The organism is Bacillus sp. DE0042 (assembly GCF_007680225.1).
Lineage (GTDB): Bacteria > Bacillota > Bacilli > Bacillales > Bacillaceae_G > Bacillus_A > Bacillus_A wiedmannii.
Genome location: NZ_VEJP01000001.1, coordinates 617,969 through 630,048 on the forward strand (window position 1 = coordinate 617,969; position 12,080 = coordinate 630,048).

Below are 12,080 nucleotides of genomic sequence, written 5' to 3' on the forward strand. Positions count from 1 at the left end.
TTTTTGGTGAAACAAAAAACTACCTCCACATTCCATGGAGATAGCCTTCATCATTTTCTATTTTTGAAACACATGTTTCACTTTTTCAGCCGGAATATTACTTCCGCCTCTACCTTTTACATCTTCAATCATCATTGTAATGACCATATCTGGTGAATTTAAATCAAATGCAGCGAACCAGCCTAGCTCTTTTCCTTCGGCCTCTTTTGATACTTTCAATTCCGCTGTACCTGTTTTTCCAGCAAGCGTCTTACCATCAATTTTAGCAATTTTCCCAGTGCCATCTGGATCATTAATTACTTTCGTCATAGCAGTTTTTAATATATCCTGATTGCCTTTTGAAATGACATTCTCTTTCCAAACTTTTGGCTGCTTATCTGTTTTAATAATGTATGGAGAAGGTATGTTTCCATCATTAACAATTGGTGCGTACGTTAATGCTAGATGGAGTGGCGTCATTAATACTTGCCCTTGTCCATAACCTGTGTCTGCCATTTGAATATCATTTTTAATTCCATCATTTGCGATTTTAGAAGCTGGGAATCCATATTCAATTGGTAATTTCTCATCGAATCCGAATTTTTTCGCTTCACTCATAAATTTATCTTTTCCGATTTTCAAAGCTTCTTGTGCGAAATAAATATTATCCGAGTATTTCATCGCTTTATCAAAATCAATCGGATTTGCATCTTTTACACGCGTTACATAATAATTACCCCAAGAAGAATCTTTTGTCCATTTGAGTCCTTCAATTTTCAATTCTTCTTTTGGATCGATTGTTTTCGTTTCAAGACCAATTGCACCTGTAATTGGCTTAAATACAGAACCTGGTACCGATAATTGTGTAAATCGATTCGTCATCGGTTTTTTCGGATCATTATTCCAAGCCTCGCGTTGTGCTTTTGATGTTCCTCGTGCAATTAAATTAGGATTATAAGCTGGACTACTTACAAGAGCAATTGTTTCTCCACTTTTCGGATTAATTGCCGCACTTGAACCAGCTTCTCCCTTCATTTCATTATACGTTTTTTCTTGAACAACACTATCGATAGTTAAAGTTACATTTTCTCCATCAACAGCATCTGTCTTCGCTAAATTTTTAATTTCTTTTCCCTGTGCATCTTCCATGAAGACACGGCCACCTTTTTTCCCGCGTAGCTGTTCTTCCAATACTTGCTCTAATCCAGCCTTACCAACTGGTTCATCGGCTTGATAGCCTTTCTTTTGAAGCGTTTTTAAATCTTCAGCATTTACTTTTCCGATATAACCAGTAAGATGCGCTGCTGCTTCCCCTAACGGATATGTACGAACATTTACAGGTTTTGCTGCAACACCTGGTAAATCGATGTACGTATTTTGCGTTGCTCCCTCAGGCAAAATTCCAATTGGTACGAGATACCCTGGTTTTACCCATTTCGCAGCTAGTTTTTGATCAATCTCTTCTACAGACATATTTAACAACTTCGCTACTGCTTCTTTCGTTTGCGGAGCAGTTTCATCTAATTTTTCTGGAACAATTCCAATCTCAGAAGCTTTCCCATTCGTCGCAAGACCTTTTCCATTACGATCGTATATTTCACCACGTTTTGGTTGTGTTGTTTGCATACGCACTTTACTATCTTTTGTCATACCTGGGAATATAAAATCAGGAGTCCAATCTATTTTCCAAGATTCTTTATCTCCATCTTTTTCTTTCACCATTTTTGCTTCATGACCAAAAGTGATTTTACCACCAACTGTATCCATACTTACTTTAAAAGGAACAGGACCTTCATCTTTTTTATCTTCTTTTACTTCCCCTGTTTCTACTTTTAAGTTTTTCACTTCAATGCCAGAATAAATTTTTTCATATTTCTCAGTGAACTCTTTCTTTGAAATATCTTTTTTTGCCTTTTCGGATAATTGATCATACATTTCTGCAAATTTTTGTTTATTCCATGCTTTTGTATATGTATCAAACGCTTCTTGTGGTTTTTCTTCTTTACCGCATCCAACTAACATGAACGTTAAGCAAAGAAAAAGAATCCCCCATATCTTTCTCAATCGATTCTCCTCCTCTTTCTATATGAATACTTTTGAAAATTTTAGCATTTTTACATGCTAGATTTCATTATAGCACTATTGAATATCATCTATAAACTTATATTAACGAATACAAATAAAAAGATTGATGTGAATTTCACATCAATCCTTATTATTATTGTTGCTTCTCATATACATGATAATAGTACGTATACGGATTCTTTTCATCCGTTAAACCTTTTTCAACAAAAACTTCTTTCCAATTTGTCATATCCATTTCTGGGAAGAATGTATCTCCTTCAAATGCATGATGGATTTTTGTTATATATAACTTGTCTACGTAAGGTAAAAAGAGATCATAAATTTGTGCTCCGCCGAAAATAAAGATTTCCTCTTCATTTTTGCATAGTTCAAACACTTCTTCTACAGAATGTGCTACTTCACAACCTTCAACATGATACCCTTCATTACGAGTTACAATAATATTACGTCTTCCAGGCAGTGGTCTACCAATCGCTTCGTAGTTCTTTCTGCCCATAATAAGTGAATGGCCCATCGTTGTTTTCTTTACATACTGTAATTCACTCGGTAAACGCCAAGGTAAATTATTATCTTTGCCAATTACTCTATTCTCGTCCATTGCGACCATAAATGAAACAATCATTTTTTCATCTCCTCTACAATTATACTGCAACCGGTGCTTTAATTGCTGGGTGTGGATCATATCCTTCAATCGTTAAATCTTCCATTTCAAAATCAAACACAGATTTCACATCTGGATTTAATGTAAGTTTCGGGAATGGACGTGGTTCACGTGCCAATTGCTTTTCTACTTGTTCAAAATGATTCGTATAAATGTGTGCATCTCCAATTGTATGAACAAATTCTCCCACTTCAAGACCACATTCATGTGCGATTAAATGTGTTAGTAATGAGTAACTTGCAATGTTAAATGGAATTCCAAGGAATATGTCACCACTTCTTTGATATAACTGACAAGAAAGTTTGCCATCCGCTACATAAAACTGGAATAGCGTATGACAAGGTGGTAATGCCATACTTGGTACATCTTCAGGATTCCAGGCAGAAACAATTAGGCGACGGGAGTCTGGCGTTTTTTTAATCATTTCAATTACATCTTTTAATTGATCAAGCGTCTCACCAGCTGTCGTTTTCCAGGCACGCCACTGCTTTCCGTATACATCTCCTAAATAACCATATTTATTCGAGAAATCATCATCTTCTAAAACGTTCTTTTTAAACAATTCCATTTGCTCATCGTACTGCACTTTAAATTCCTCATCTTGTTGTGAGCGAAGACCGAAATCAGTCATATCAGGACCAGTATACTCATCGCTTTCTACCCAGCTCTTAAATGCCCATTCATTCCAAATATTATTATTATGCTGCAATAAATAACGAATATTTGTATCACCTTTCATAAACCAAAGCAGTTCACTTGCTACAAGGCGAAACGGCACTCTCTTTGTCGTTAATAAAGGAAAACCTTTACTTAGATCAAAACGCATTTGATATCCAAATACAGATACAGTGCCTGTCCCTGTACGATCTTCTTTCTTCGTACCATGCTCCATTACATGGCGGCATAAATTTAAGTATTCATTTTCAGCATGTTTCATATGTAGTAAAACCTTCTTTCAATCGTGTATGAAATTTATCATAACATGAAAAATAGTAAATTTAATCATCCTAATCAATAAAAAATATTTCTATATTAACAGAATTCTACCCCTTTATATTTTTACAAAAGGTAAATTTATAATCGCCTGATCCTAAATCCTTTTCAATGTTATGTTCTGCTTTCCAATTCGTTTCGTCTATCCGCAATGTAGTGCTTGTATTTGGTGGTACAGAAATCTTGAGAAAGGCTTGTTCATTTTCTACACGCCACTCAATCTTAATTTCTCCATAAGCTGTCTCACGTTTTACTCTAATCCATTCTAAATTCGAATCAAAATGTGGTTGTACATAAAAATGTTTATATGCAGGTTTTGTCTCATCCATTTCTAATCCAATAATATATCGGTATATCCATTCAACGATAGAGCCATATGCGTAATGATTATAAGAATTCATACTATCATTCCAAAGTGTTCCATCCTCTTTCACGCCATCCCAATGTTCCCAAATCGTTGTGGCACCTTTTTTCACTTGGTATAACCATGATGGATAATCTTCATAAAATAGAAGCTTACAAGCAAGGTCATGCCTGTTAAACTTGCTTAATATTAAATTCAAATACGGTGTTCCTAAAAAACCTGTTGTTAAATGATTTTTATTTTCTTTTAATAGCTCAATTAAGCGATTAAATACTTTCTCCTTCACATCATCTTTCACTAGTTCAAAAAGAAGTACTAATATGTGGGCTGTTTGGGTATTTGAAATTAACCTTCCATTCGGTGTAACGAAATCATTTTGAAACGCTTGAACAATATTTCCATGTAACTCTGCATAAAACTTAGCATCTGTATTTTCATCTAAAATCTCAGCAATTCTTCGTAAAAGCGATGTAGAATACGCATAATAAGCTGTCGCAATAAAATGCTTGTCTGTTCCGCCTTCATATACATCTGGTTTCGTATCTAATGCAAGCCAATCTCCTAAATGATAGCCTGTATCCCATAAATACTCGTTCTCACCTTGTGAACGTATGTAATCTATATACTTCTTCATACTGTTATATTGTTCTTTTAAAATCGATACATCTCCGTAATGTAAATAATGAACCCACGGGCATATAATTGCTGCATCGCCCCAACCACCAGAAGTATGTAAATCAAAATCCGCTCTTTTCCCAAAAGCATCTGGAATAACTAAAGGCACAGCTCCATTAACATTTTGATCTAATGATAAATCTTGGAGCCACTTTTTAAAGAACAATTGTACATTCATAATTTGCGTAGCTGTCCCAATGAACATTTGTGCATCTCCGGTCCATCCAAGTCGATCATCTCGCTGCGGACAATCTGTTGGCACATCAAAAAAGTTCCCTCTTTGAGACCATTCCACATTATGATGAAGTTGATTGATTAATGGATTAGACGTTTCAAATTCAGTCGTTTTTTCCATATCCGTATGTAATACAATCCCTTCAAAATCTGCTATTTGAGGCGGCTGGGTTAATCCACTTATCTTCACATACCTAAAGCCTTGATATGTAAAATGAGGTTCAAACGTTTCCTCTTCTTCTCCTTTTGCTATATACACTATTTTTTGTTTTGCCTTTCGGAGATTTCCGGTGTAAAAACTACCGTCTTTATTCAATATTTCAGCATGATGCAATTCTATCTTTTGGCCAATATAAACATGACGGACTGTAAATTGAACCCAACCTACCATATTTTGCCCCATATCAATGAGCCATTCGTGATTCGGTAGTTTTGAAATAGAAATCGGTTTAATAATTTTCATTTTACGAATTGCTTCGTTTTCTTGCGCAACAAGTATTTGTTTGGAATGCTCAATTACTTCAACATCTTCTAGCCCTTGCCCACTTTCTTCTAGCCTAGCGTCGTAAACCTCCCCTTCATAAATTTCTGAATACAAAATTGGGCTTGGTGTTACCTTCCATGTTTCGTCTGTTACAATTTTTTCTTTCGTTCCATCTTCATACGTTATATGTACTTGAGCAATTATCACACGTCTTCTACCGTAATAATTACGTACATGATGCATGGTAAGTGGTCCCTTATACCAGCCATTACCTACCAGAACCGAAATAGTATTGTGCTCACCCTTTAATAAATGCGTTATATCATACGTTTGATACAGTACTCTCTTATCATAACTTGTCCATCCAGGGGTAAAATAACAATCTCCAATGCGCTCTCCATTTATAGAAGCCTCGTATAATCCTAAACTTGTGATATATAAACGCGCTTTTTTAACTACTTTTTTAATAGTAAAATTTTTATTAAAGGACATAACTTGCGCTCGTTCTTTTTTCGCAGCAATCCAGTTCCCGCTCCAGTTATCTTGCCCTTGTAATCCAGTCTCCCAAAATGCTACTTCTGACCAAGATGATTCTTCTCCGTAATTATCCCATACCTTTACCCGGTAAAAATAACGCGTTTCCGCTCTGTATGAAAATGAATTGATTGGTATATGTAAACTTTGATCTGTTTCTACTTTTCGCGAATCAAACATTATAATTTCAAAATCTCTATCCTTCGCAACCTGCAATTGATAAGCAAGTTGTTTTACATTTCGGTTACTCGACTCAAGCAGCCAACTCATTTTAACAACTTTTGAATCTATACCTATCGGATTTTTTTTATTATCGCAAAGCACTCTCTTTATTGTTAGCACACTTCTTCACCATCTTTTCTATATCTTAATTTAAATTAATTATAATAAAAATAAAATTCTAAATAAATAATAATTTCATTCATTCTTACAAAATTATTAACTTTCCATAATTAAAAAGGTTTTCATTTTCTATTACCGAAAGTATAGTGCGGTAGGATAAAATTTATATTTGGAGGTTAGAAGTATGTCTAAAATTGAAACTCCTGTTATGACTTCTTTACAAACAACGGTTGAAAAAATGATGAAGGATTTAAATGTTCCTGGAGCTGCTGTAGCTGTTATAAAAGACGGTGAAGTTATTATTTCAGAAGGATTTGGCTATCGAAATATAGAGACAAAAGACACTGTTACACCGAATACTCGGTTCGCAATCGGTTCCTCAACGAAAGCTTTTGGTACACTTTCATTAAGCTTGTTAGCACAACAAAATAAGTTTAATTGGGATACTCCTGTCCAGTCTTATATACCTAACTTCTCTTTATCTGAACTACTTGCTAGCTCACAAGTTACCGGACGAGATTTAGCTTCTCATCGAACTGGTGTAAGCCGTCATGAGGCTCTTTGGTACAGCTCTTCCTTATCTCGAAAAGATCTCGTTGAAAAAATAAAACATTTACAACTTGATGCACCGTTCCGCACAGCATTTCTTTATAACAACTTAATGTATGCAACAATTAGCTACATTGTTGAAAACATTACGAATCAAACGTGGGAGCAATACGCTACAGAACATATTTTAGAACCTTTAAATATGAGACATACAAATTTCTCTGTTACAGATTCACAAACTACAGATGATTATGCTTTACCTTACATTGAAAATGAAGGTGAAATAAAAGAAGTTCCATTCCGCAATATTGATACGGTTGGCGCTGCTGGTTGTATTAATTCTACAATTGAAGATATGGCCAATTGGGTCCTTCTTCACTTAAAACAAGGGAAATTTGGAGAGCATGAATTAATTTCTCCTGAATTATTACAACAAATGTATACACCGCACAATTCAATTCCAGATCAACCGGTTTTATCACTTCCTGAATCTCCATTAAATAGTTACGGCCTTGGTTGGTTTATTAGCGCTTATCGTGGTAATAAGGTGATTCATCATGGTGGTAATATTGATGGATTTTCAGCGCTTGTTTCATTCATACCAACAGAAAACATAGGCCTTGTCATTTTAACGAATGCTGGAGGTACATTACTACCTACTTATCTCGCTAATCAAATTTATGACGAACTACTTGAATTAGAATCCATTGATTGGCATAAACGTGCTGTAGAAGATACTGAAAAAATGAAGGAAATGATGAAAGAAGCAACTGAATCCATTCCTGAACAAATTAAAGGGACTACACCTTCTCACAAGTTAGAAGATTATACCGGTACTTTCGAGCATCCTGCATATGGAACATTACAAGTATACAAACGAGATGAGTCGTTATTTGTAAAATTTATGGAGATGGACATTCAATTAGCGCATCATCATTACGACATCTTCTCTGCAAAAGTTGACTTATTCCAAATGAAAATGAGTTTATTATTGGCTTATGAAATGAGTGTTAGTGGTGAATTCCCATCCCTTCAGTTACATGTACCAGCTATGTTAAGCACGCAGCCGCTTGCATTTAAGAAAATTAAATAAATATTTTAATAGAGGGAAGATAACACTTCCCTCTATTTCCCTTTAAATTATCCATCCCAAAAAAAGGATAATACGTAAAGGATACAGAATTCTATTATTCAACTAATTAAATTACCAGGAGGAAAAGCTGTGTACACAGAAATTTCCAAAGAAATTGTTTCGATTACTCATCACGATTATTCAGGTTGTATAGATAAGGAAGGATGGGACGATCCTGCTACTTATTTACAGACAGTTGAAAAACTAGAGAGACAAGGAGAACTAACACCAGTACAATTTACTGAAATTGTACGTGATTACTTACTAGACTTTAAAGATAATCATATGTTTTTCAAAATGCACTCTAAAAATCAACCTCTTAACAGTGTTGGCTTCCAGGTGAAAAGATACGAAGACCGCCTATATATTACATCCAATTCACAAGAAATAAGATTGAAAAAAGGACAGGCTATTCTAGCATTAGATAATATGAAAATTCCAGAGTTATTAATAAAATATAAGAAGTATTTAAATGAGAATACATATGAACGTGAAAAATGGGATTATGTTTTATTAAAATCATCAAATTGTACACTTATAAATGAAAATGGCGTAACCGAAACCATTACTTTACAAAAGTATAAACAAAGCGAATATACGCCTATTTATTCATTTAAACAGCAGAATAAAGATACACTCTTAATTACTTTGACGGATTTCGCAAATACTGATGCTATTAATAAATTATTAGACTTACATAAAGATGAGCTTAATACTTTTCCGAACTTAATAATAGATGTGCGATTGAATCGTGGCGGGAGTGATGATGCATTTTTCAAATTACTTCCTTACTTATTCGAAGACAAAGAGATTTCCCTTTTAGATTCTTCAGATACAATGCAATTAAATCATACAGAACGAAACTTTCATTTACGCATGAAAGACATCGAAATGGAAGATTATGATTCTTTAGACGAACTTTCCAAAATATTCACAGATATATTTATTCAAGATTTAAAAAAGAATTATAAAAAAGGATTCGTTACATTTGATACTTCTGAGTTACCAAAAGAACTTCAATCATTAAAAATACACGGACGAAAATCACCTTGTAGAGTAGTTATATTAACAGATGTTACATGTGGAAGTTCTGGTGATTCTTTTGTAGAAGTAGCAAAAAAATCATTGAAAGTAAAAGTAATAGGTCGTCCTACTGCTGGTTTAAATGTTTATTCTAATTTAGCGGTAATGGAATGGGCTGATACATTCGCACTTTACTACCCTACTTCACGGCTCTCTATTATAGATAAAGGCGAAGGAATGTCCGGAATTGGTATACAGCCGCATATACATATCCCGTGGACTCCGGAACATCTACAAGAAGATGTTGATTTAAAATTAGCATTACAACTGCTTCAAAACGAAGAATGGTAAAAAAATAAAGGGAGATGTGAATCACACCTCCCTTTTCTATTTCATATTAATTTTTCTGGTTGAAACCAAATTGGCTTTAATGACTCAAAGTCTTTATGATCTTCTAAAACTATAGTAAGACGCTCTAACGTATCATCTAACATATGCGGTGCTGCTCGTAAACTCCAGACAACTGAAGAGAAAACCGTCATGCCAACGTAAACCGCATATAATTTCCAAAACTCCTCTGGTATTCTCCCGTTAAAGTATCCTTCTATTTGTCCGATTGAATACGGAATACTAATGTCCCTTGCAAATAGTGCAATTTTTACGAAATCATGAAGTGGGTCGCCCCAATCGTAGCCATTAAAATCAACAACACCTACATATTTCGCATCACGTACAATTATATTTTCTAAATGAAAATCATCGTGTTGAAATCGATTTGGGCGGTTTTGTAAATATATTTCATTTTCATCTATAAACTTAATGATTTTATCATCTTTTTTTATTTTTATTCCACATGTTTTATATGCCTCTACATATTTTCGATGTTTTTTCATTGCTCTTTCATACCATGGAAGGATATCCTTAGGAGCTTCATATGTATGCATTTTTGCTAAATCTTTTCCTGCCTCTATACCAATTTCATATTGTTCTTTTGGTGAATACGTAGGCAATAGCTTCTTCGCATCTTTCCCTTCTAAATATGAAAAAATGCCATAGCATAAACCTTTTTCTGCCAACAAACCCATTTCAATTGGTTTTTGTGCTTGCACACTACGGTTTTGCATTTCATTTAAAATTTGAAACTCTATTTTCTTTCTTTCATACTCTTTCATATCGCCTGTCCGCAATAAATATTTTTCGTTATTCGCACACGTAATTATATATTTCTTATCTGGTGAGAAACCTTTGGAGATTTCTTCAATATTAACTGCATCCTTTACTATTTGTATATTGTTTTGCCATGCTGTAATTGTCTTCATATATACTCCCCTTACATTTCTACATTTGGTGTATACGCTACTTCTATTATAAAACCATTCGGATCGTAAAAAGAAATGGGCTCCTCTAATTTGCTACCCAAAATTCAATATGATGAATACCTGCTCGAAGTGTATTCATATTAAGAATACGCCCCTTGTACTACTTGTACAATTTCCATCGGTGTATTGACCATATAATCTGGTGCATCTTTTTTCACTGTTTCAATGACATCATATCCCCAAGATACCCAAATTACATTTACCCCAGCCTTTTTACATGCTGCTACGTCTCGCTGTTCGTCACCAACATATAACATATCTTTCTCTGTTATCTTTTTGGATTTTAAAAACCGTTTTATCATTTTATCTTTTCCGAACAAATTTTTTGAACAATACACTTCTTGAATATTTTCTATATCATTATTGTGTAAAAATGCTCGAATATGCTCTTCTGAGTTCGATGATATGACTGCAATTCCGTAGCCTTTCTTATGTAGTTCATCTAATACATCCTTCATCCCATGGAACAAAATGAGATCTTTTATAGCAGGTTGATACAATTTATAAAACTCTAATGCTAATATCGGTAGTTTATACAGTGGTACATCGAGTTGTTTACATCTCTCCGGCATCGTTAATTTACGTAAATACTCAATTTCTTCTTCCCTTACGGTTTTATATCCATGCTTTTCAGCAAGCTGGTTATAAATTGGTACAAATATATTTTGTGAATCTACTAATGTGCCATCAAAGTCAAAAACAATATATTTTTGCATTCCCATACTCCCTTACTTCTTTTTTCCTAAACCTATTTTATTCAACAATATAGTTGTCTTACCCTTCTATAAGCATAAAAAAGAACAAGATTTTCTCTTGTTCTTTTTAAGAAAGCCATTTTGGCGGTACATTCGTATTCCAATAAATATTTCCTAACTCATGGTGTCCTGAGTACCCATCATCAAATCGATGATAGTGGAAATTAAAATAGTAACCATCTTGCGGTGGATGATCTCTTCTTACATGAAATCGCAATAAGTCATTTCCTGATTTCGTGTCATACACATGAAAAATCTTTTCATTATTTCCGCCAGCTGGCCTTTGAGAAATCGCTAATGATTGCAGCGAATCTTCTGGTACATCATTGGCAAGCTCAGCAATTGCCTCTTCAATTTTCGGTAATATTAGACCTTTAAACTCATCTTCAATTACTGGACCAATTTTAGTGCCAAACTTTTGCATCGACTGCTTCTCTGCTTCTAGCATTGCATAAGTAATAAAAGTATCGGTGGTTAACCTGTCATTCGTTTCTTCATATGTATAGGACGTACTCTCCAAATTTTGTTGCCCAGCTGTACTCGTAGGCTTGTCCGCAGCTTTGGCATTATCAAGCAATATGGAAGGAGGCGTCACTAAACCAAATGTAAATACGGTAATTAATGCGACTAAGGTTTTTCTAAACCAATTTGGCATTTATGTTCCCTCCCTTTCACTCATTATATTTTATATAACGGTTGTTTCTTCTATTATACAAAATGATTGTAATTTTTGCACTTTACAATTTTGTTAACGTTCACATATTTTTCACTTGAATATGAAATTGTAAGATTTCATACAATATAAGTACAACAACAATGAGGAGGCAATCAGATGACTTTAGATGTCATGTATTCCGCCGCAAGCATACTCGTTTTAGTATATTTCCTTTA

Annotated in this window: 9 protein-coding genes and 1 pseudogene; 2 read left to right on the top strand and 8 right to left on the bottom strand. The window is 34.4% G+C overall.

All coding sequences use genetic code 11. The annotated features are described in order from the left end of the window. Positions 1-57 precede the first annotated feature (57 nt). The 4 genes from pbpC to FS802_RS02900 form a co-directional block, all read right to left on the bottom strand. On the bottom strand, positions 58-2,043 hold the full coding sequence (gene pbpC / locus FS802_RS02885) for a penicillin-binding protein 3 (protein ID WP_001227227.1): 1,986 nt from the start codon (positions 2,041-2,043) through the stop codon (positions 58-60). Positions 2,044-2,197: 154 nt separating this feature from the next. Then, positions 2,198-2,686, bottom strand: a complete 489-nt coding sequence (locus FS802_RS02890; RefSeq protein WP_000637214.1) for a dihydrofolate reductase — start codon at positions 2,684-2,686, stop codon at positions 2,198-2,200. A 19-nt stretch (positions 2,687-2,705) separates the two neighbouring features. Next, entirely contained in the window at positions 2,706-3,662 is a 957-nt protein-coding gene (locus tag FS802_RS02895) for a thymidylate synthase (RefSeq protein ID WP_000679600.1), read from the bottom strand. Between the two features lie 106 nt (positions 3,663-3,768). Next, on the bottom strand, positions 3,769-6,351 hold the full coding sequence (locus FS802_RS02900) for an alpha-L-rhamnosidase (protein ID WP_098823019.1): 2,583 nt from the start codon (positions 6,349-6,351) through the stop codon (positions 3,769-3,771). 184 nt (positions 6,352-6,535) lie between these two features. Between FS802_RS02900 and FS802_RS02905 the strand changes: the two genes are divergently transcribed. Beyond that, a complete protein-coding gene (locus FS802_RS02905; protein WP_098654688.1) occupies positions 6,536-7,993 on the top strand; it encodes a serine hydrolase in 1,458 nt (485 codons plus the stop codon). Positions 7,994-8,122: 129 nt separating this feature from the next. Further along, entirely contained in the window at positions 8,123-9,406 is a 1,284-nt protein-coding gene (locus FS802_RS02910) for a S41 family peptidase (RefSeq protein WP_098654687.1), read from the top strand. Positions 9,407-9,447: 41 nt separating this feature from the next. On the opposite strand, the gene FS802_RS02915 is transcribed toward FS802_RS02910, so the two are convergent. The 4 genes and pseudogenes from FS802_RS02915 to FS802_RS02930 all read right to left on the bottom strand — a co-directional run bounded on the left by FS802_RS02915 (position 9,448) and on the right by FS802_RS02930 (position 11,844). Next, the gene (locus FS802_RS02915; RefSeq protein WP_098654686.1) at positions 9,448-10,374 is read right to left on the bottom strand and encodes an aminoglycoside phosphotransferase family protein; all 927 of its coding nucleotides are present in this window, start codon (positions 10,372-10,374) and stop codon (positions 9,448-9,450) included. Between the two features lie 29 nt (positions 10,375-10,403). After that, positions 10,404-10,513: pseudogene (locus FS802_RS32000) on the bottom strand (aminoglycoside phosphotransferase); the annotation flags it as partial. Position 10,514: 1 nt separating this feature from the next. Then, on the bottom strand, positions 10,515-11,150 hold the full coding sequence (locus FS802_RS02925; protein WP_001174998.1) for an HAD family hydrolase: 636 nt from the start codon (positions 11,148-11,150) through the stop codon (positions 10,515-10,517). 106 nt (positions 11,151-11,256) lie between these two features. Next, positions 11,257-11,844, bottom strand: coding sequence for a YpjP family protein (locus FS802_RS02930; protein ID WP_098654685.1), 588 nt, complete (start codon positions 11,842-11,844; stop codon positions 11,257-11,259). Positions 11,845-12,080 lie beyond the last annotated feature (236 nt).

Excerpts from the sequence above, each read along its gene's own strand:
- FS802_RS02915 (WP_098654686.1), bottom strand. The coding sequence starts at position 10,374 with ATGAAGACAATTACAGCATGGCAAAACAATATACAAATAGTAAAGGAT.
- FS802_RS02925 (WP_001174998.1), bottom strand. The coding sequence starts at position 11,150 with ATGCAAAAATATATTGTTTTTGACTTTGATGGCACATTAGTAGATTCA.
- FS802_RS02890 (WP_000637214.1), bottom strand. The coding sequence starts at position 2,686 with ATGATTGTTTCATTTATGGTCGCAATGGACGAGAATAGAGTAATTGGC.
- FS802_RS02905 (WP_098654688.1), top strand. The coding sequence starts at position 6,536 with ATGTCTAAAATTGAAACTCCTGTTATGACTTCTTTACAAACAACGGTT.
- FS802_RS02895 (WP_000679600.1), bottom strand. The coding sequence starts at position 3,662 with ATGAAACATGCTGAAAATGAATACTTAAATTTATGCCGCCATGTAATG.
- FS802_RS02930 (WP_098654685.1), bottom strand. The coding sequence starts at position 11,844 with ATGCCAAATTGGTTTAGAAAAACCTTAGTCGCATTAATTACCGTATTT.